General features: G+C 67.0%; 20 protein-coding genes and 1 tRNA gene. 9 read left to right on the top strand and 12 right to left on the bottom strand.

Annotated features, from left to right (window positions below; all coding sequences use genetic code 11):
* Nucleotides 1–2: 2 nt before the first annotated feature.
* The gene (locus ACEN9K_RS16445; RefSeq protein WP_495634663.1) at nt 3–488 is read right to left on the bottom strand and encodes a Fur family transcriptional regulator; all 486 of its coding nucleotides are present in this window, start codon (nt 486–488) and stop codon (nt 3–5) included.
* Between the two features lie 81 nt (nt 489–569).
* Between ACEN9K_RS16445 and ACEN9K_RS16440 the strand changes: the two genes are divergently transcribed.
* Both ACEN9K_RS16440 and htpX read left to right on the top strand, forming a co-directional pair.
* Nucleotides 570–1,841, top strand: coding sequence for an MFS transporter (locus ACEN9K_RS16440; protein ID WP_495634662.1), 1,272 nt, complete (start codon nt 570–572; stop codon nt 1,839–1,841).
* 29 nt (nt 1,842–1,870) lie between these two features.
* Nucleotides 1,871–2,737, top strand: coding sequence for a zinc metalloprotease HtpX (gene htpX, locus ACEN9K_RS16435; protein WP_495634661.1), 867 nt, complete (start codon nt 1,871–1,873; stop codon nt 2,735–2,737).
* Between the two features lie 203 nt (nt 2,738–2,940).
* Here the strand turns inward: htpX and efeB are convergent, their stop codons facing one another.
* The 4 genes from efeB to ACEN9K_RS16415 all read right to left on the bottom strand — a co-directional run bounded on the left by efeB (nt 2,941) and on the right by ACEN9K_RS16415 (nt 7,265).
* On the bottom strand, nt 2,941–4,338 hold the full coding sequence (gene efeB, locus ACEN9K_RS16430; protein WP_495634660.1) for an iron uptake transporter deferrochelatase/peroxidase subunit: 1,398 nt from the start codon (nt 4,336–4,338) through the stop codon (nt 2,941–2,943).
* Nucleotides 4,335–5,531, bottom strand: coding sequence for an iron uptake system protein EfeO (gene efeO, locus ACEN9K_RS16425; protein ID WP_018769041.1), 1,197 nt, complete (start codon nt 5,529–5,531; stop codon nt 4,335–4,337). Before efeO ends, efeB begins: the two co-directional genes overlap by 4 nt.
* 52 nt (nt 5,532–5,583) lie before the next feature.
* On the bottom strand, nt 5,584–6,447 hold the full coding sequence (gene efeU, locus ACEN9K_RS16420; protein WP_495634659.1) for an iron uptake transporter permease EfeU: 864 nt from the start codon (nt 6,445–6,447) through the stop codon (nt 5,584–5,586).
* Between the two features lie 326 nt (nt 6,448–6,773).
* Complete coding sequence (locus ACEN9K_RS16415; protein WP_018769043.1) at nt 6,774–7,265, bottom strand: YajQ family cyclic di-GMP-binding protein; 492 nt, start codon at nt 7,263–7,265, stop codon at nt 6,774–6,776.
* A gap of 186 nt (nt 7,266–7,451) precedes the next feature.
* Here ACEN9K_RS16415 and ACEN9K_RS16410 point away from each other — a divergent pair, with 186 nt between their 5' ends.
* The 3 genes from ACEN9K_RS16410 (at nt 7,452) to ACEN9K_RS16400 (ending at nt 8,570) form a co-directional block, all read left to right on the top strand.
* Nucleotides 7,452–7,709: a hypothetical protein gene (locus ACEN9K_RS16410; RefSeq protein ID WP_018769044.1), complete on the top strand. Its 258-nt coding sequence runs from the start codon at nt 7,452–7,454 to the stop codon at nt 7,707–7,709.
* A 166-nt stretch (nt 7,710–7,875) separates the two neighbouring features.
* Nucleotides 7,876–7,957: transfer RNA gene (locus tag ACEN9K_RS16405), tRNA-Tyr, on the top strand.
* Between the two features lie 187 nt (nt 7,958–8,144).
* Complete coding sequence (locus ACEN9K_RS16400) at nt 8,145–8,570, top strand: CBS domain-containing protein (RefSeq protein ID WP_056393052.1); 426 nt, start codon at nt 8,145–8,147, stop codon at nt 8,568–8,570.
* Between the two features lie 105 nt (nt 8,571–8,675).
* On the opposite strand, the gene ACEN9K_RS16395 is transcribed toward ACEN9K_RS16400, so the two are convergent.
* A complete protein-coding gene (locus ACEN9K_RS16395; protein WP_478223075.1) occupies nt 8,676–9,683 on the bottom strand; it encodes a LysM peptidoglycan-binding domain-containing protein in 1,008 nt (335 codons plus the stop codon).
* Nucleotides 9,684–10,084: 401 nt separating this feature from the next.
* Nucleotides 10,085–10,819 carry an ion channel gene (locus ACEN9K_RS16390; protein WP_018769047.1) on the bottom strand — a complete coding sequence of 245 codons (735 nt, stop codon included), beginning with the start codon at nt 10,817–10,819 and terminating at the stop codon, nt 10,085–10,087.
* A gap of 71 nt (nt 10,820–10,890) precedes the next feature.
* Here ACEN9K_RS16390 and ACEN9K_RS16385 point away from each other — a divergent pair, with 71 nt between their 5' ends.
* Both ACEN9K_RS16385 and trxA read left to right on the top strand, forming a co-directional pair.
* Nucleotides 10,891–11,445 carry an acyl-CoA thioesterase gene (locus tag ACEN9K_RS16385; protein ID WP_056393057.1) on the top strand — a complete coding sequence of 185 codons (555 nt, stop codon included), beginning with the start codon at nt 10,891–10,893 and terminating at the stop codon, nt 11,443–11,445.
* 92 nt (nt 11,446–11,537) lie between these two features.
* A complete protein-coding gene (gene trxA, locus ACEN9K_RS16380) occupies nt 11,538–11,975 on the top strand; it encodes a thioredoxin (protein WP_018769049.1) in 438 nt (145 codons plus the stop codon).
* A 68-nt stretch (nt 11,976–12,043) separates the two neighbouring features.
* Here trxA and ACEN9K_RS16375 read toward each other — a convergent pair whose 3' ends face one another.
* Nucleotides 12,044–12,322, bottom strand: coding sequence for a putative quinol monooxygenase (locus ACEN9K_RS16375; protein WP_018769050.1), 279 nt, complete (start codon nt 12,320–12,322; stop codon nt 12,044–12,046).
* A gap of 103 nt (nt 12,323–12,425) precedes the next feature.
* On the opposite strand from ACEN9K_RS16375, the gene ACEN9K_RS16370 reads away from it, so the two are divergent.
* Nucleotides 12,426–14,102, top strand: a complete 1,677-nt coding sequence (locus tag ACEN9K_RS16370; protein ID WP_495634658.1) for an AMP-binding protein — start codon at nt 12,426–12,428, stop codon at nt 14,100–14,102.
* Here ACEN9K_RS16370 and ACEN9K_RS16365 read toward each other — a convergent pair whose 3' ends face one another.
* From ACEN9K_RS16365 to ACEN9K_RS16350, 4 genes are all read right to left on the bottom strand, one after another.
* Nucleotides 14,103–14,420 carry a hypothetical protein gene (locus tag ACEN9K_RS16365; protein ID WP_018769052.1) on the bottom strand — a complete coding sequence of 106 codons (318 nt, stop codon included), beginning with the start codon at nt 14,418–14,420 and terminating at the stop codon, nt 14,103–14,105.
* Between the two features lie 137 nt (nt 14,421–14,557).
* Complete coding sequence (locus tag ACEN9K_RS16360) at nt 14,558–16,051, bottom strand: calpain family cysteine peptidase (RefSeq protein WP_495634657.1); 1,494 nt, start codon at nt 16,049–16,051, stop codon at nt 14,558–14,560.
* Nucleotides 16,052–16,120: 69 nt separating this feature from the next.
* Nucleotides 16,121–16,714 carry a hypothetical protein gene (locus ACEN9K_RS16355; RefSeq protein ID WP_223992354.1) on the bottom strand — a complete coding sequence of 198 codons (594 nt, stop codon included), beginning with the start codon at nt 16,712–16,714 and terminating at the stop codon, nt 16,121–16,123.
* Nucleotides 16,715–16,818: 104 nt separating this feature from the next.
* Nucleotides 16,819–17,805, bottom strand: coding sequence for a DNA-3-methyladenine glycosylase family protein (locus tag ACEN9K_RS16350; protein ID WP_478223078.1), 987 nt, complete (start codon nt 17,803–17,805; stop codon nt 16,819–16,821).
* Nucleotides 17,806–17,989: 184 nt separating this feature from the next.
* On the opposite strand from ACEN9K_RS16350, the gene ACEN9K_RS16345 reads away from it, so the two are divergent.
* Complete coding sequence (locus ACEN9K_RS16345; protein ID WP_018769056.1) at nt 17,990–18,394, top strand: VOC family protein; 405 nt, start codon at nt 17,990–17,992, stop codon at nt 18,392–18,394.
* Nucleotides 18,395–18,459 lie beyond the last annotated feature (65 nt).

Here is an 18,459-nt window from a genome sequence, read left to right as displayed (position 1 = left end):
TCCTATTTCTCTTTTTCTTGCGAGGGACTATGGGGAGGAAGTTGCTGGGCCTGCTGGCATTCCTGGCAGATGCCCTGGTACATGACGTCCGCGATCTGGATGGTCATGGGCTTGGCGTCCGGGTTCCAGTGCGGCGTGAGGCAGGGGGCGTGGCCGACGGCGCAGTCCACGTCCTCCACCCGGCCGCAGCTGATGCAGATGGCGTGGTGGTGGTTGTCGCCCACGCGTGTCTCATACAGGGCAGGGGAGTGCGGCGGCTCGAAGCGGCGCAGCATGTGCAGGTCCGTCAGGTCGCCGAGAACTACATAGACGGACTGGGCCGTCAGGTCGGGCAGTTCGGCCCGGGCGGCGGCAAGGATGCTTTCGGCAGGCGAGTGGGGGTGGCGTTCGACGGCGGCAAGGACGGCCAACCGCTGCTTGGTCACCCTGCGGCCGTGGGCGCGCAGGGCTGCAGCCCACGCTTCCTGGCCGTCAAAGTGCTCCATCATGGCTCCATTGAAACACTTATTTTTAGCAACTCACAATAAGGCGTGGCTTACCTTCCCGTGTCGCCCGCTAGTGTTACGGGGGTGGGGAAACTGCTTGCCGATGTCACACCGCTCAGGGAAAGCCCGGCATTCCGCCGGTTGTGGCTCGGATCGGCGGTGTCCGCCGTCGGCAGCCAGCTCACCCTGGTGGCAGTGAGCCTCGAGGTGTACCGCCTGACGCAGGACAGCTTCTACGTGGGCCTGCTGGGCATCTTCGCGCTGGTTCCCCTCGTGATCGGTGGCCTGATGGGCGGCTCCATCGCCGACGCCCACGACCGCAGGCGGATTGCCCTGCTGGCCACCACCGTGCTCTGGCTGACCACCGGCCTGATCGCACTGCAGGCCTGGGTGCAGCTCGGCAACGTGTGGGTGCTGTACCTGCTGGTGGCACTGCAAAGCGGGGCCCAGGCCATCAACCAGCCGGCACGCAGCGCCATCATCCCCACGCTCATCCGCAAGGAACTCCTGCCGGCCGCCAACGCGCTGAGCATGCTGACCCTGGGCCTTGCCATGACCGCGGGGCCGCTGCTGGCCGGCCTCCTGGTGGCGTGGCTCGGGTTCGGCTGGACCTACACCATCGACTTCGTGAGCTTTGCCTTCGTCTTACGGGCTGTCTACCGGCTGCCACCCATGCCGCCCACCGGTGGACACAACAAGGCGGGGATCCGCTCCGTCATCGAGGGGTTCCGGTTCCTTGGTACGCGGCCCAACCTCCGCATGACCTTCATCATCGACCTCATCGCCATGGTCCTTGCCCAGCCGCGGGCGCTGCTGCCCGCCGTCGCGGCCCTCATGATCGGCGGCGGCGAGGCAACCGTGGGCATCCTGCTGGCCTGCACCGCCGTCGGGGCCTTCCTGGCCGGCTTGTTCTCCGGTCCGCTGGGCAGCGTGCGCCGCCAGGGGACCGCCGTCGTCGTTTCGGTGATGGGCTGGGGCGCGTCCATCGGGGCGTTCGGCCTGGTGGTGCTGCTGGCCGGTCCCGCGCCGGCCGGGGCGGTGACCCTGTGGCTCCTGCCCGCCGCCGTCTGCTGTGTCCTTGCAGGCATTGCCGACTCCATCAGCAGCGTCTACCGCAACACCATCCTGCAGGCCGCGGCCCCTGACCACCTCCGCGGCCGGCTGCAGGGCGTGTTCATCGTGGTGGTGGCCGGCGGCCCTCGAATCGGGGACCTGCTGGCGGGTGGCGCGACTAAGATTTTGAATGAGGGCTGGGTCCTGCTGCTCGGCGGTGCGCTGTGTATTGCGGGGGCCTTGCTGGCGGCGAAACTGCAGCCGGGCTTCCGGACGTACGATGCGCGGAACCCGGTTCCCTAGCCGGCCGTTCCTTTTAACGAGGAGGAAACGTGCACAACCATCACAACGGACTGAAGACCGCGGCACTCTTCGGGGTGCTGTGGGCGGTGCTGCTGGGCCTTGGTGGGCTCATCGGCGTGGGGACACGCAGCTCGGCCCCCATCTGGATCATGGCCCTGATCGGCGTCGGCACCACCTTCTACGGGTACTGGAACAGCGACAAGATTGCCATCCGGGCCATGCAGGCCATCCCGGTCTCCGAAGCCCAGGCGCCGCAGCTCTACCAGATTGTCCGCGAGCTTTCGATGCGCGCCAACCAGCCCATGCCGCGCATCTATGTGTCGCCCACCATGAACCCCAACGCGTTCGCCACCGGACGCAATCCGCAAAGTGCCGCGGTCTGCTGCACCGAGGGCATCCTCCAGCTCCTGGACGCCCGCGAACTCCGCGGCGTCCTGGGACACGAACTGATGCACGTCTACAACCGGGACATCCTCACCTCATCCGTGGCTGCCGCCGTCGCGGGCGTCATCACGTCCGTGGGGCAGATGCTGCTGTTCTTCGGCGGCGGTGACCGGCGCAACGCCAACCCCCTGGCCATGATCGCCATGGCACTGCTGGCGCCGTTCGCGGCGTCGCTGATCCAGATGGCCATCTCCCGCACCAGGGAGTACGACGCCGACGAGGACGGTTCGCAGCTCACCGGCGATCCGCTGGCGCTCGCCTCGGCCCTGGCCAAGATCGAACGCGGCGTCACCATCGCGCCCCTGCCGCAGGACCAGCGGCTGGTCAACGCCTCCCACCTCATGATCGCCAACCCCTTCCGCGGCGGCGCCATGAACAAGCTGTTCGCCACCCACCCGCCCATGCGGGACCGGATCGCCCGGCTGGAGCGGATGGCCGGCCGGCAGCCGTAGCCGGTTGCCCGCCGTCGGACCTGTATGCCGACGCCCTGCCTTCAGCAGCGACCCGCGCCTTCGCCGGCGACGCGCACCTTCTTTTTCGCTGCGCAGATTCCTTGGCGCCCCTGGTATTTCGGGTGCGCCAAGGAACCTGCGCAGCGGTTAGCCTTTGGCGCGTCGGGAACGACGGCGGGGCGGGGCCGGCATGGGCGGTCCCGCTACGCGAAGAGGCCTTCGCCGATGAAGCCGCCGGGCTTCACCCCGCCCGGCACCGCGAAAAGTCCGGAGCCCGTGTGCTTCAGGTACTCCACCGCCAGGGTGTCGCCCTTGGCCATCGCCATCTGCATGGGGACATAGTGGGTCCGTGGATCGGTGACGAACGCAATGAAGAACAGCCCGGCGTCCAGGTGCCCCAGGCCGTCGGAACCGTCGGTGTAGTTGTAGCCCCGGCGCAGCATCCGCACGCCGCTGTTCTGGCTGGGATGTGCCATCCGCATGTGGGAATCGAGGGGGATCAGGGGTTTTCCGCCCTTGCCCTGCCGCGCGAAATCGGGCTCGGTGAACTCCCCGCCGCCGGACAGGGGTGCACCCGTTCCCTTGGTCCGGCCGATCAGGCCTTCCTGTTCGCCCAGGGACGTGCGGTCCCAGATCTCGATGTGCATGCGGATCCGGCGGGCCACCAGGTAGCTGCCGCCTGCCATCCAGGCATCCTGGGGCCGGGCGGCCGCTGCCCACACATGCTGGTCCAGCAGTTGCTGGTCCTCCACCTTCAGGTTGTGGGTGCCGTCCTTGAACCCGAAGAGGTTCCGCGGGGTCTGCTGCGTGCGGGACGTGGACGAGGTCCGGCCGAAGCCCAGCTGGGACCACCTGACCCGCACCTTGCCGAAGCCGATCCGTGCCAGGTTCCGGATGGCGTGCACCGCCACCTGGGGGTCGTCCGCGCAGGCCTGCACCACCAGGTCGCCGCCGCTGCGGGCGGGGTCCAGGTCCTCGCCGGGGAAGTGCGGCAGGTCGGCCAGGGCCTCGGGCCGGCGTCCTTCCAGTCCGAAGCGGGCCACGCCGTCCTTTTCGAACAGGCCGGCGCCGAAGCCGAAGGTCAGGGTCAGCTTTCCCGCGTTGAGGTCCAGCGCCTCGCCGGTGTCCTCCGGAGGGGCGCCATAGGGTCCGTCCACGGCGCCGGTTGCGCCCGCCGGGCGGCCCTCGGTCAGTGCTTCCGCAGCCCGCGTCCAGTCCTTGAGCAGCTGGACCAGTTCCTCACGCTTCGTCGTGGTGACGTCGAACGCGGCCATGTGCAGGCGGTCCTGGGCGGGGGTGGTGATGCCGGCCTGGTGGTCGCCGTGGAAGGGGACCACCGGGCTGTCGGCGGCCGGCGGCGCGGCAGAGGCGGCCGGCGGCGCGGCAGAGGCGGCCACGGCGTCGTGCCCCAGGAAGCCTGCGGCGAGCCCCGCTGCCGCACCGCCCAGTCCGGCGATGCCAAACAGGCCGCGCCTGCTCAGGCGGGCTCCCGCCGTCGGCTGTTCCCGGTCCCCGCCATCCTGCGGCGCCCCAGGTGAAGCGGCAGGTTCATCCGGCGCGGAGGCCTCCGGCGGCCGGCCGCCAAAGGGGCAGCCGGTCACAGGACCACCGCCGCCGTCAGCCGGGACAGCGGTTCGCCGAGCGCGTCAACCAGTGACGCCAGCCGCTGGACCTGCTCAGGGGCCAGCTTGTCGTAGGAGGCGAAGCCGGTGCCCTGGGCGTGCGTGGCCAGCTCCGCCTGCAGTGCGGCGAATTTCTCATCCAGGGAGGAGGCCAGGGCAGCGTCCTTCCGAAGCAATGCGGGCTTCAGGCTTTCGAAGGCGATGCGGGCGCCGTCGACGTTCGCCTGGAAGTCCCAAAGATCCGTGTGCGACCAGATCTCCTCCTCCCCGGTCACCTTTCCGGTGGCAACCTCGTCCAGCAGTTCCTTGGCGCCGTTGCCCAGCATGTCCGCGGAAATCTCCAGGGTGCGGGTGCGCTCCACCAGGTCCTTGGTGTCGGCCACCATCCGGTCTGCGATCGAGGACCGTTCCGCTGCCGTCAACGCCGTGTAGTCCGCCGGCGGGAACAGATCCTTCTCGGCACGGTGCCAGCCGGTCCACTCCTGGCCCGGTTCGAGATCGGCTTCACGGGCATCAAGTTGCGGGTCCAGGTCCCCAAAGGACTCGGCCACGGGCTCGATCCGTTCCCAGTGCTGGCGCGTTGCCGCGTACAGGGAGCGCGCCTCCTCCGCGTTGCCGGCCGCGAAGGCGGCGGCGAACTGCTGGGTGCCGGTGAGCAGTTGCTCGCTCTGGTCCTTGACGTAGGAGGCGTACTGCCCGGTGGCGGTGTCCAGGAGGTGCTGGAAGTCCGTGTCGGCCGACGGCTGGTTTCCGGACTGGGTGACTTCCAGGGCGCCCCTGATCCCGTCGCCTTCCATGCCCGGCTTGCAGGCTGTCGTGTAGGTGCCTGCCGGGGCGGTGACCACCAGGTTGCGGGTCAGGCCGGGGCCGATGTTCTCCACCTCGCCCAGGATGCGCAGCCCGTCCGCTGCCAGCAGGTAGAACTCGGTGACCTCCGTGCCCTCGTTCTTCACGGAGAAGCTGAGGTTTCCGCTGGGCACGCTGCCGGCCGAGACCTTGCACTCGGTATTTGAGCTGACAACCTCGATGGCGCCACCCGAGGTGTCCGCTGCCTTGGTGTTGTCCGTGCAGCCGGTGAGGAGCAGCGGGACGGCCACGACGGCGGCAGCAAGGGCGGCGGGCTTGTTTCGGAAGACGTACCGGGGTGTTTTGGGCAGGGTGAAGCCGGGCATTGGGTTGTCCTTTGGGTGCGGGTGCGGAGGTCTTTGGGGGTCAGGCAGTCGGTCAGGCAGCGGCCGGGGCTTTGGCGGCGTGGTTGTTGCCGGCCATGGTCCTGCCTGGCGGCACCGACGTGAAGTGGGTGCGCAGGTAGAGGAACAGCACGGGCAGTACGTACACAAGCCACGCCGCGGCTTCCAGCCAGGTGGTAGCCGGGGAGAAGTTCAGGGTGCCCTTGAGCAGGGTGCCGTACCAGGACGACGGCGGTACCGCGGCGCTGATATCGAACGCCAGGGAGTGCAGGCCCGGAAGGAGCCGGGCCTCCTGGAGATCATGGACGCCGTAGGACAGCACGCCGCCGGCGATGACGATCAGGGCGGCGCCGGTCCAGGTGAAAAAGCGGGAGAGATTGACCTTCAGGACGCCGCGGTGCAGCAGGTAGCCCAGGCCGGCCGCGGTTGCCAGGCCAAGCAGGGCGCCCAGCAGTGGCTGGGTGGTCTCACCGGTGGCCTTGGCCGCCGCCCACAGGAAGAGGGCCGTTTCCAGGCCTTCCCGTCCCACGGCGATGGCTGCCACCACGGCCAGGCCCCAACCGGCCCCGCCTGCGGACCGGTCAACGCGCGACTTCAGGTCGCTGCCGAGTGTCCGCGCGGTGCGGGCCATCCAGAAGACCATCCAGGTGACCAGGCCGACGGCGACGATGGACAGGCTGCCGCCAATCGCCTCCTGCGCCTCAAACGTGAGGCCCTTGGGGCCGAAGGTCAGGAGGGCCCCGAACCCGACGGAGACAGCCACGGCCGCCGCAACGCCTGTCCACAGCCGGGGGATGAGGTGGCGGCGGTCCGTCTTGGCGAGGTAGGCCATGAGGAGGACCACCACCAGGGTGGCTTCGAGTCCTTCGCGCAGGCCGATCAGGTAGTTGGCAGTCATGGAGGTTCTTTCGCTCAGGTAAGCCTTACTTAGGCAGGCCTAAGGATGAGATTACCCGGCGCCGGCAATTACGCAAACTAAACGTGCTGTAATTTCGTGTTCGTTACGCATGGCGGGGCCGCAGCGGAATCGGCGACCGGCTCCGCCGCCCGCGACACGCAAAGTCGCCCGCGACACGCAAAGCCGTCCGCGACACGCAAAGCCGTCCGCGACACGCAAAGCCGTCCGCGACACGCAAAAAGGCCGGCGCCCCCCGTATATCGGGTGCGCCGGCCGTTAGGCGTAGCGGAGGAAATTATCCGCGTCGAAATCGACGGCGGGGAGGGCTAGCTGCGGAAGTTCACAAACTGCAGGTCGGCTTCCTCGAAGTCCTTCAGCAGCGCCATGGTGGCCTGCAGGTCATCGCGGGACTTGGAGGAGACCCGCAGTTCGTCGCCCTGGATCTGGGACTTCACCGATTTGGGCGCCTCGTCCCGGATCAGCTTGTTGATCTTCTTGGCCAGGTCCTGCGCAATGCCTTCCTTGATGGAGGCTTCCAGGCGGAACTCCTTGCCGGATGCGTAGGGCTCGCCGGTATCCAGCGACTTTAGTGAGATTCCGCGGCGGATCAGCTTGGACTGCAGTACGTCCAGGACCGCCAGGACGCGTTCCTCGGAGTTGGCCTTCATGAGGATCTTCTCGCCGCTGAAGTCCACCTCGGCCCCGACGCCCTTGAAGTCGTAGCGCTGGGCGAGTTCCTTCTGGGCCTGGTTGAGCGCGTTGGCCACTTCCTGCTTGTCCACTTTGCTTACGACGTCGAACGTTGACTCGCCTGCCATGACTCTCCTTTGTTGATGGGGCGCCCCGTGCGGAACAGGGCCAGGATCACTGGAATCCAGCCTAGTACGGATGCCCGGACCGGTGGGGGCCGCGGATTCACAGTTCCCTCTCAGCGGACGCACCGGGGGAACGAAGGCGCGCTGGCGAGAGTTGGAGCAGTTGTACTGAAGTTCGAGAGGAACACCATGCACCGCAAGGCCGCCCGTTATGTCACCCGGACCACATCAGCAGCAGCGGGGGCGGTGGCCACGGCGGCGACCTCGGTGGCGGCGGCAGCGCTGGCAGCCTCCATCATCTTCAGCCCGGTGGCCGACGCCTCCTCCCGCATGGACGGGGTACGGGCGGACCTTCAGCGGGCCGTGCAGCTGAACCAGATCACCGAGGAGCAGGCCCTGAGCTTCGAGGCCAAGCTGGCCGGACGCATCCTGGGCCAGGAGGCATAAAACAGCGGTTTTCCGGCGCTGTTCCGCGGCTTTTGGGGCTGCCCGGGGCTCGATTCGATTCTTCGGCGGAAGTTCTGTAAAGTTGTCTTGCCCGCGGTTACTGAAGCGGAACGGACGGAAACGGACGCTCCGAACACTGCATCAGCGGGTACTTCTTTTGAAGTTCGGCAGATTACCCGAGCGGCCAAAGGGGGCTGACTGTAAATCAGCTGGCAACGCCTACGGGGGTTCGAATCCCTCATCTGCCACCCAAGGAAAGCCTCCGGAACCATCAGGTTCCGGGGGCTTTTTCGTGTCTTCAGGCAGGGCCGGAGGCCGCCTGGAAACGGTGCCAAACCGTCGTCGACACCATGGGGGTGCGGGCGTAGTCTGACAGAATCGGCGCACGTGCCCCGATGCCCTGCGTCGATAAATCCATCGATGAAGGAGGATTCAATGAGTGCTGTACGTGAATTCATGACCACGGATGCGCGATGTATCCGTGAAGGCGAGTCCCTTGTGGACGCCGCCCGGATGATGCAGGACCTGGACTGCGGCGCCCTCCCCATCTGCGGGGATGACGGCAAGTTGAAGGGCATGATCACCGACCGCGACATTGTGCTCAAGTGCGTCGCCGCCGGCCGTGACCCGGGCCAGATGATGGCCCGCGACCTCGCCTCCGGCAAGCCCTACTGCGTCGACGCCGACGCCAACGTCGATGCAGCCATCGACATGATGGAAAAGCACCAGGTCCGCAGGCTTCCGGTGATCTCCGACCACAAACTGGTGGGCATCATCAGCCAGGGCGACATTGCGCGCAACTACTCCGAACAGCGCGTAGGCGAACTGGTGGAGCACATCTCGGAGCGCCACGGGGTGTAGGGCCGGCGACACGTCATGGCCTTGTCCGCGGATCCAAGCCGTAAAAGGTTCGGACCCGCGGACAAGCTTTTGATAACCCGGGTCAGCTCCCGGGTTCATGTGCATTCAGTTCAGTGCGATCAGCAGCATCTGGCTGGTGCCCGGGATGCAGGTCTGCAGGATCGCCCGGGGGAAACCGCCGAACACCGCAATCACGTCGTTGGTGGTTCCGGGATTGGGGACCGTCCCGCGCCCCGTTACCGTGAAGGTTCCATAGCCCGGGATGCTCACCGTCTCACCCACGCTGATCCCGGAGAACCGGGCCCAGCCGCCGCAGAAATCATGCTCGGTGATGAACAGCGAATAGCCGTCGTTGGGGGTGAAGTGGATGGGCCCGATGCAGGCGTCCACCATGGACTGGCCGCCGGAGCCGGCAACGTAAATGGTCCGGATTGCAGGCGCTGCGGGGACGGGAGCCGGAGCAGGTGCCGGTGCGGCCGCTGGAGCCGGGGCCGCGGCAGGTGCCGCGGCCGGAGCCGGGGCGGGTGCGGCCACTGCGATGGCCGGACCGGTCAGCAGGAGCGTCTGGCCAGGGTAGATGATGCTGTAGGCGCTGAGCCCGTTGGCCGCGAGCATGGCGTTCATGTCCACGCCATGGCCGGCAGCAATCGCGCCCACGGTGTCGCCCGGGACCACGGTGTACACGTTGGGGTCACCGGCAGGCGCGGGGGCCGGTGCGGGGGCCGGTGCGGGCGCAGGTTCGGCTGCTGCCGGTGCGGGGGCAGGCGCCGGGTCGGCGGCCGGCGCAGCAGCCTGTGCCGCCACCGCCGATGCCGCACCCGGATCGCTTTGTCCGGATGCCACGGCGTCCGTGGCTGTTTCGGCTGCGGCGCTTGGCGACGGTGGTGAGGCGGCCTCTGCCACCTGGGCCGCCGCCGTCGTGCTTCCGCCGAGGGTAGCGGGCGGCGCTGCCATGGCGCCCACGCCTACCGCGGCCACAACGGCCGCCGTGGCCATGCCGGCCCATAACTTGTTGCTGATGACCGGCCGGCCGCTGTTGAGGTCAGTCCGTGGTTCGTCGGTGGCGAAGCTTCTGCTGGTGCCCTCGGGGGAGGGGATGAAAGGCTGTTTCATGGAGTTGGCCCATCTGGGTTCGGTCCAGCCAGGTTGTGCTGCTGCACACCGGTGCGCCGGACGGATGGCGAAGTCATTGCACCGCCGGCCCCGGCAGTTGCCGGAGCCGCAGGCGGCACAGGGTGGAGGCATCCGCATACCCAGAAAATGCGGAACTCCGCGTGAAGGCAGGAACGTCCGGAAGCCACCCGGGGGACCTGCCAGTGCGTGTTGGTCCTAGGAATCCCGAGTCTAGGAATCGCCCCAAGGCCGGGGCACCAGTAGGAATTACCCGAGTTTTCGGGGCCGGTACCCGCCCGCGGCAGCGAAGCTACTCAGCATCCGGAAGCCCAATACTTGCCACCGGCCGTGACCTGGAGGGCGCAGGCCAACCACCAAACGGAATCTCTCAATCCCCGCTTCTACGGCGTCCGGCGTTCCCGCAGCTCGGCGATTTCCCGGCGCAATGAGGCAATCTCGGCCACCAGTTCCGTCACTTCAACCCGCAGCGGCTCTTCCACGGCCTCCGCCACCGTTTCCGCTGTATCCTCAACCCGCTGGACGAGCCAGGAGGCAATGGACGCCGTCACGACACCCAGCACGGCGATGCCGCTCATCATCAGCGCCGTGGCCACCAGCCGGCCGATGGGCGTCACCGGGTACATGTCCCCATAGCCCACCGTGGTGATGGTTGCGGTGGCCCACCACAGGGCATCGCCGAACGTGGTGATCTTGGCGTCCGGCGCCCATTGTTCGACGTCCAGCACAGCCAGCGCACCGACAAAAACCAGCAGCGCCGCGGACCCCGCCACATACGTGACCACGCGGCCGCGCAGCGTTTCGCCCACGGTACGGTGCAGGACGGACAACAATGTGACCAGGCGCAGCAGGCGCAGCGGCCGGAAGAACGGCAAGGCCACGATCACCAGCTCGTGCAGGTTCCGGATGAACCACTGCCGCCGGTCAGCCGAGAGCCACAGGTTTGCCGAGTAGTCCAGGACGAAGACGAACCAGGTCACCCACATGACCGCCTCAAGCCAGTCCGCCCCACTGCCCTCGACCCTGCCGATGACCTGCCAGGCGTATGCGCCGAGAAATACCAGTGCCGTCGCCATCAGGGGCCACTCCGCCAGGGCCCGGTAGCGTTGCTGCGTCATGCAGAAAATCCTAAGGGGATGGACCGCGGCACAGCAGGCCAAAAGATGTTACCGGCGGGTAACATTGAGGCATGCACCTGCTCCTGAGAACACTGCTTCTGCTTTTCCGGTCGAAACGGCGGCCGCCGCTCACCGTATGGGAACCGGCATCCCTGCCATTGCGCGTCCTGCCCACGGACATCGACATCGCCATGCACGTCAACAACGGCATGTACCTGTCCCTGATGGACCTGGGCCGGTTCGACCTCATGGTGCGCAGCGGCGTCTGGAAGCGGATGCGCCGCCGCGGCTGGAGCCCGGTGGTGTCGGCGGAAACCATCTCCTTCCGCAAATCCCTGCAGCTGTGGCAGGACTACGCCATCGAGACCCGCATCATCGGGCTGGACACCAAGGCGATCTTCTTCGAGCAGCGCATGGTGGCCGACGGCGAGATTTACGCACGTGCCTACATCGCCACCCGGCTGGTCACCAAGACCGGCCCGGTCAGCCAGGAGGAGATCATCGCGGAGTTCGGGACACCGCCCGGGGACCTGGTGCTGCCCGAGTGGATCCATGAGTGGCGCGCCTCCAGCGCCCTGCCCGGCAGCCGCACGCCTTCCCCGCACCTGTGGGATGCCAACCGCTGAACCCCCGTGCCGGCGTCGTCCTTCCCCTATTCCCGATGACGCGGGGAGCGAACACGGGCGACAGCCGGGGCCCCGGCGCGTAGCGTGGACACATGGCTACCCTCGACATCACAGGTGAACAGTTCGCATCCACGATCGAAGGCAACGACATTGTCCTGGTCGATTTCTGGGCAGAATGGTGCGGCCCCTGCAAGCAGTTCGGCCCCACCTACGCAGCAGTTTCCGAGAAGCACCCTGACGTCGTGTTCACCAAAGTGGACACCGAAGCAGAGCAGCAGCTGGCGGCGGAGGCAGGCATCACCTCCATCCCCACCCTGATGGCCTTCCGTGAAAAGGTGCTGGTGTTCTCGCAGCCCGGCGCCCTGAACGCCCAGCAGCTGGAACAGGTGGTGGACGCGGTGAAGGCACTGGACATGGACGAGGTCCACGCCCACGTGGCCCGCCAGCGGGAAGAAGCGGCAGCGGCGGCCAGCCAGCCTGCCGGCCCCCGGGACGGCACGCAGGACGGCACCCAGATCCCCGACTTCTAAGACTCTGACAGCACAAAAAATGCGGGAACCTCCCACTGGAGGTCCCGCATTTTTGCGTTCAGGCTGCGTCAGACGCGTTCCAGCTTGACCGGTTCGGCCAGCAACGCGCTCAGCGACTCGTTCAGGTCCTGCACAGCGGTGCCCTTGGAGTGCTTGTCCAGGTCCTCCTCGGACGCCCACTGTTCGGTCAGGACCAGCTTCTCCTCCGTGGCTTCGGTCAGCTCGTAACGGATGCAGCCTGGCTCGTTCACCACCTCATCGATCGCGATTTCCAGGGCCAGCTTGACGCGGAAGAACTCGCCGTCGTTGGGAATGAACGTTGCTATCAGGTCAATGGGTGCACTCATGCGTTTCACAATACCGGGGCTGCAGGTGGCGCCCCGTTGTGTTGCGCCCGTTTCCCCGCCTGTCTTCCTTCTCCTGCAGGGATCCTGTTGGTAGCGTGCCATCATGCGTGCTTATACAGCCGGGGACACTGACGTCCCGCTCCTGGAGGAAACCATCGGCGCGAACTTCGAGCGCGTGGCCGCCCAGTTCCCCCTCCATGACGCCTTGATTGAGGCCGCACCGGTGCCGGGCGCCGATGCCCGCCGCTGGAGCTACACAAAGATGAACGACGACGTCGACCGGCTGGCGCGTGCGCTCCTCGCCCTGGGCATCGCCAAGGGGGAGCGGGTGGGCATCTGGAGCCCCAACTGCGCCGAATGGACGCTGCTGCAGTACGCCACCGCCAAGGCCGGCGCCATCCTGGTCAACGTCAACCCGGCCTACCGCAGCCATGAACTGGAATTCGTGGTCAAGCAGAACGGCATGCGCATGCTGTTCACGGCGCCGTCGGACAACAACAGCGACTACGTGGCCATGGCGCGGCAGGCCCTGCTGACTTGCCCGGACCTGCGGGAGCTGGTCTTCCTGCCGGACCACGGCCTGGAGGGGCTGACGGCCGGGAGCCCCCAAAGCGATGCCGAACTGACGTACGCCGAACTGCTCAAGCGGGCGGACGACGTGAGTCACGCTGCCCTGAAGGCCCGCATGGCCGAACTCCACCCGCACGATCCCATCAACCTGCAGTACACGTCCGGCACCACGGGCTTTCCCAAAGGCGCCACGCTCACGCACCACAACATCCTGAACAACGGCTACGCCATCGGTGAGCTGCTGGGCTACACGGACCATGACCGGGTGGTCATCCCGGTGCCCTTCTACCACTGCTTCGGGATGGTGATCGGCAACCTCAATGCGCTCAGCCACGGCGCCGCCACCATCATCCCTGGCCGCGGCTTCTCGCCGCCGGCCGCGCTTGAGGCAGTGCAGGACTTCGCCGGAACATCCCTCTACGGGGTTCCCACCATGTTCATCGCCGAGCTCGCGCTGCCGGACTTCGCCTCCTATGACCTGTCCACGCTCCGCACGGGGGTGATGGCCGGTTCGCTGTGCCCCATCGAGGTGATGAACCGGGTGATCTCCGAAATGAACATGGTGGATGTGGCCATCTGCTACGGCATGACCGAGACCTCGCCCGTGTCCACGATGACCCGCAAGGGGGACACCCTCCAGCAGCGCACCGAGACCGTGGGCAGGACCATGCCGCAACTGGAGAGCCGGATCGTTGACCCTGCCACGGGGGAGGAACTGGAGCGCGGGCAGATCGGTGAGCTCTGCACCCGCGGCTATGCGGTGATGGCCGGGTACTGGAACCAGCCTGACAAGACGGCCGAAGCCATCGACGCCGACGGGTGGATGCACACCGGCGACCTCGCCCGGATGGACGCCGACGGGTACGTGGTGGTGGAGGGCCGGATCAAGGACATGGTGATCCGGGGCGGGGAGAACATCTACCCCCGGGAAATCGAGGAGTTCCTGTACACGCACCCTGCCATCCAGGACGTCCAGGTGATTGGGGTTCCTGATCCCACATATGGGGAGGAGCTGATGGCCTGCATAATCCTCAAGCCGGGCGCGGAAGGGCTGGACGCCGCAGCGGTGGCCGAGTACTGCCGGGGGAGGCTGGCCCACTACAAGATCCCGCGCTACGTGGAGGTGCGCGAGAGTTTCCCCATGACGGTCTCAGGGAAGGTCCGCAAGGTCCAGATGCGCGAGGAAGCGGTGGCCCGGCTGGGGCTCTGACTAGCGGGGCTGCTGCACCAGGTCGAATCGGACTTCGCCCTCGCAGATCGAGGTGATCCGGATGGTGTAGCCGTCAAATGTGGCTTCCTGCCCGAGTGCCAACCCCGGAAAGTCTTTCGATGCCGGGCTGCTGACCTCGAACAAGGCTACCGACAGGTCCACCGTCGGCGGGTCATTCTTCAGGTGTGTGCTGGACAGTCGCACGAGCGGTGTGGCATCCGAGCCCCGCGGGGAATCCGGCAGAAGCGGAAAAGAGCCATTTGCAGACGGGATGATCCGGTAAATTCCAGTGTTGGTGCAGCTTGCCGTTGACGTCATGGCTGGCTCCTTTGATGCTTGGGGTGAGTGCTGTTGGGACGGCTCTGCGGAGGGGGAGCAGCCGCTCAGAGAGAGTGCCAGAGGCAAAACCGTGCAAGAGAGAATGCGGCCACGAAGCCGCAGGGCTGGACGCGGCATCAGCGCGCCACCGTGGCATCGCTGAAGAGCTTGGTGAATTCGTCCTGCGAGATGTACATGCGCGGCTCGGAGGGGCCCCATGGGTTTTGAAGGATGATGTTCCCCCGCTCGTCAACTCCGGTAACGAAATAGGCGTGGCCGGCACGGTATCCGTTGGGCGCCTCCTCCGGCGTTTCACCCAGTGTTGTGACCAAGGCCGGACGTCCCCGGCCGGCCGCCTCCCACAGCTTCCCGGCGTCGTCGGTGCGTTCCACGTCCGGTCCTGCCAAAAACTGGAATGCGTCGGGACCCCAGTTGCCTTCAAGGGCGCGGTAGTTGCCTGGCGGATACGCCTGGTCCGGGGGCGCCCCTTCCGCTGTCCCGTCGTTTCTGTCGTCCTCGGTGTAAACCTGTGCCAGCGCTTTCTCGACATAGGCAGGCCAGTTGCCGCCAAACCCTGCTTTGGCTCCCATCTGTGCGCCCTTGCTGTTTGCCGGCAGGTCCGAGGTGACGGTGACCCACTGCTCCTCTCCGTTCTTGTCGAACAGCAGGACGGAAACCGTGCCGTTGCCGTTGTCCGTTACGTGCTCGCGGGCCCAACCCGAATCGGCATTGATCATGGCCCCGGCGGCGGCCAAAACCACGCAGTCCCCGTACTGCCCCTGCCTGATGTCGTCAGTGCCCGGGCGTTGTCCGATCACCGGCCACTTGGGTTCCATCCACCGGTTCGTGCTGCTGGCGTCAGGGCCATCAGGCCTCGCTGCATCTCCCATGGCCTGCCCGTCCGGCTGGGCCCACGGTATGAGGTCCTTCAGGCGCCCCACCTGCTCTGCTGACGCCTTGGACAGGAGCTGGTCCAGCAGTTGCTGACGTTCGAAAGGCGTGGTTCCCTCCCAGTTGAACAGTCCCTTGCCGTCGGTCGCCGCGCCGCTGCCCAGGCTTCGGAGCTCATCATCGGTTAACGACTCCAGCAACTGGTTCAGCTGGGCAGGTTTGAGCCCGGTCAAGGCGTCGCGGAGCTTGTTGACGTCCGAATCGTTGCCCACAAAGAAGTTGTCGCCCGAAGCAGCGTCCCTGACCAGGCCCTGTAGCCTGTCCAGTTCGGGCGCGGCAAGGTTCGCTTCGCCGCGGTCGGGGTGGCGCGCCACAGAATGCTCCCCGCCGGTCAGGTAATCGGACGTCGCATCCCCGGCGGCCTTGCCGGGAGGGCCCCCGGCCGTACTGGTCCGGCCTGACGCGCCACCGGCGCCGCTGGCGCGTTCCTGCTCGTCCGCGTGCCGTGCGGCTGCCTTCCCTGCGTCCGCAAGGGCCTCAATGACGCGGCCCAGCAGGAGGCTGTGCGTGCCATTCCAGTCGTTCCGGAACCTCTCGGCGTCGGCCCCTTTCCAGGTGCCCGGCTCGCCCATGTTCTTCGACAGCGCCGTGGCAGTGGACATCAAGCGCGCGGAAGAGGCGGTAAGGGCCTTTCCCAGGGCGCGAAGTTGGGCGACGTCCGCCCCATAAATGCCTGCCATTATTCCCCCAAATATCCAGGCTCAAGCTTACGCGAGGCGCGCCGCCGGAGGCATGGGGAGAACTGCCCGCTAGCTACTGCGGCCGGTTGGGCGGCGGGATAGCCGTAGCGCCACAACGGCCACGACGGCGCCCGCCGCCAGTGCGACCAAGGCCAGGACCGCTGCCCCGTTCCTTCCGGCCATGGTGGCCTGTCGCGTCCTGCCGCCGGTGACCTCGTTGGCGGGAATGTGCCACTCGGACGGAGCCGGAAGGATCCCCTGCGGCAGTTGGGTCTCGCGCAGTTTCCGTCGGGCGGCCAGCCGCTCCCGCACCGTCTCATCGGGGGCAGCCTCCAGATCGTCGGCGGCGATGGCTGTTGGGTAGTCGATGATGTAGGGCTCACCGTAGAACGCCGACGACGCCACGGACTCCACCCAGGTGAACGGTGGTGGGGCAACGTCCCGCGCGGTGAACGCGGTCAGCAGCATCTCCCGGATTTCCTCAAGGCTCTTGCCCGTGGCCCCGCGGCGAGTCACGTCGAAGATGGCCAGTTGCAGCTTCAATTTGGCATCCCCGTCAGGATCGTGCGCCTCCGGGTCCACCACCGCGGGGTCTTGCCCGGTTGGATCCACGTCCAGGGGTTCCCCGCCGGCGTAGTTGGTGCGTCCAGGATCGGAGCTCATGGATTCCTCTCAATCGTGGTCCGGCCGTGCCTGGCTGGACGCCACACCGTAGCCTTACCCATCGCGGTCCGGATCAAGCACCCGTTGACCTGCCGTGGCAAGCCTCAGTGCCCCCGGTGGTCCTGGATGGTCATCCGCGGGCCAAAAGTGGGCTTGCGGTAACCGGTGCTCTGGATCATCCGGACCACGCGCTGCCGGTGCCCCCGCCAGGGTTCCAGCAGCCGGAGCATCCCGGCGTCGTCCGTCCTGCGTCCGGTGAGCGCCGCCCCCACGTAGGCGGCGAGGTGGTAGTCGCCCACGGAGATCGAATCCGGGCAGCCGTGGGTGCGCTGCACAACCTCGGCGGCGGTCCATACCCCGATGCCCGGAATGACCTGCATCTTCCCGGCAGCCTCCGCGGCCGGCAGCGCGGCGAGCCGTTCAAGTGCGGCGGCGGAGCGCAGCGCGCGCATGACGGTGGCTGAGCGCTGGGGACCCACGCCGGCCCTGTGCCACTCCCAACTGGGAACCTGCAGCCACTGCGCTGCCGTTGGCGCCACCACCAGCCCGGCCGGGGTGGACGTACCGGCCCGGGGCGCCGGGGTTCCGTACCGGTGCACCAGGTAGCGGTAGGCGCGCCGCGCCTCAATGACCGTCACCTTCTGCTCCAGGATGATCGGCACCAGCTGGTCCACCATGCGGCCGCTGGACGGCAGCCGCACCGCCAGGCTGCGCCGCCGGGCCTCCCGGACCATGTGGGGCAGTGTGGCATGGAAGGAGGGTTCGTCGAAACCCCGCCAGTCGTCGTCGTCCCCCAGGAGCCGGGGCGCTGCCCTGACGGCGGCCGCGGCACCGGGACCCCAGGCCTGGATGTCCACCAAGGGGGCGCCTGCTGCCTCGCCGCCTGCCGGGGCGAGCCGCATTGTTGCCGGACCGGCCGGCGTCGTAAACGCATTCCAGATAACGTCGCCTTGAACGCAGAAGGAAGGATCACTGTTGCCCCGCAGAAGAGGCGCAAGCGTGCGGGAAAGGCTGTACGGAGCCTCCGGATACCACCGCAGGGACACGTCCGCCGCGGCTGCCACCCGGGGAGGTGCCTCTGCGATCGTCATGCCTTCAATCGTCCCACGGACCACTGACAGCGGCGGGACAACCAGCCGGCCCATAAGCCAGCCGGGGGAGGAAAACGGCCGGAAGCAAAGGTAGAACGGCCCTAATTCGCCGCCCGGGCAAAACCTAGAATCCACCCTGTGGCGCGGAACAGACTGCGCCGCAACCCGACACGGCAGGAGGGCCATGATGGGCGGAGTGGTGCATTTCGAAATCCCCGCGGACGACCAGGACCGGGCCAGTAAGTTCTACCGGGAAGCCTTGGGCTGGCGGATCGAACCAGTGCCAGGGATGGACTACAGCATGGTCATCACCGCGGACATGGATGACAACGGCCAGCCAGTGGCCGCCGGTGCCATCAACGGGGGCATGATGGCCAGGGAGGGGGAGATCACCAACCCGGTGGTCACGGTGGACGTCCCGGACATCAATGCCACCCTCAAGAGGGTGGAGGAACTGGGTGGATCAGTGGTGGTACCGAAGAACGAAATTCCCGGCATGGGCTACACGGCCTACTTCAGGGATTCCGAGGGCAACGTGATGGGCCTCTGGGAGAATCTCCCGGCCGAAGGGGACGCCCAGCGCGGCTGACAGCCTTCGCTGTACGGTGCCGTTTCACGGGTGCCGGTCCGGGGCTGCCGTTTCACGGCGGCCCG

Source organism: Pseudarthrobacter sp. Pseusp20 (assembly GCF_059492155.1).
The sequence above is the reverse complement of the archived record's forward strand: the minus strand, read 5'-3'. Positions and strand labels throughout refer to the sequence as shown.

What these genes read in the sequence shown, in the direction of transcription:
- ACEN9K_RS16385 (WP_056393057.1), top strand. Translation starts at nt 10,891, where the DNA reads ATGCACCTGCTCCTGAGAACACTGCTTCTGCTTTTCCGGTCGAAACGG.
- ACEN9K_RS16360 (WP_495634657.1), bottom strand. Translation starts at nt 16,051, where the DNA reads ATGGCAGGCATTTATGGGGCGGACGTCGCCCAACTTCGCGCCCTGGGA.
- ACEN9K_RS16415 (WP_018769043.1), bottom strand. Translation starts at nt 7,265, where the DNA reads ATGGCAGGCGAGTCAACGTTCGACGTCGTAAGCAAAGTGGACAAGCAG.
- trxA (WP_018769049.1), top strand. Translation starts at nt 11,538, where the DNA reads ATGGCTACCCTCGACATCACAGGTGAACAGTTCGCATCCACGATCGAA.
- ACEN9K_RS16400 (WP_056393052.1), top strand. Translation starts at nt 8,145, where the DNA reads ATGAGTGCTGTACGTGAATTCATGACCACGGATGCGCGATGTATCCGT.
- efeU (WP_495634659.1), bottom strand. Translation starts at nt 6,447, where the DNA reads ATGACTGCCAACTACCTGATCGGCCTGCGCGAAGGACTCGAAGCCACC.
- ACEN9K_RS16445 (WP_495634663.1), bottom strand. Translation starts at nt 488, where the DNA reads ATGATGGAGCACTTTGACGGCCAGGAAGCGTGGGCTGCAGCCCTGCGC.
- ACEN9K_RS16370 (WP_495634658.1), top strand. Translation starts at nt 12,426, where the DNA reads ATGCGTGCTTATACAGCCGGGGACACTGACGTCCCGCTCCTGGAGGAA.
- efeO (WP_018769041.1), bottom strand. Translation starts at nt 5,531, where the DNA reads ATGCCCGGCTTCACCCTGCCCAAAACACCCCGGTACGTCTTCCGAAAC.
- ACEN9K_RS16395 (WP_478223075.1), bottom strand. Translation starts at nt 9,683, where the DNA reads ATGAAACAGCCTTTCATCCCCTCCCCCGAGGGCACCAGCAGAAGCTTC.
- ACEN9K_RS16410 (WP_018769044.1), top strand. Translation starts at nt 7,452, where the DNA reads ATGCACCGCAAGGCCGCCCGTTATGTCACCCGGACCACATCAGCAGCA.
- ACEN9K_RS16390 (WP_018769047.1), bottom strand. Translation starts at nt 10,819, where the DNA reads ATGACGCAGCAACGCTACCGGGCCCTGGCGGAGTGGCCCCTGATGGCG.
- ACEN9K_RS16345 (WP_018769056.1), top strand. Translation starts at nt 17,990, where the DNA reads ATGATGGGCGGAGTGGTGCATTTCGAAATCCCCGCGGACGACCAGGAC.
- ACEN9K_RS16350 (WP_478223078.1), bottom strand. Translation starts at nt 17,805, where the DNA reads ATGACGATCGCAGAGGCACCTCCCCGGGTGGCAGCCGCGGCGGACGTG.
- ACEN9K_RS16355 (WP_223992354.1), bottom strand. Translation starts at nt 16,714, where the DNA reads ATGAGCTCCGATCCTGGACGCACCAACTACGCCGGCGGGGAACCCCTG.
- ACEN9K_RS16365 (WP_018769052.1), bottom strand. Translation starts at nt 14,420, where the DNA reads ATGACGTCAACGGCAAGCTGCACCAACACTGGAATTTACCGGATCATC.
- ACEN9K_RS16375 (WP_018769050.1), bottom strand. Translation starts at nt 12,322, where the DNA reads ATGAGTGCACCCATTGACCTGATAGCAACGTTCATTCCCAACGACGGC.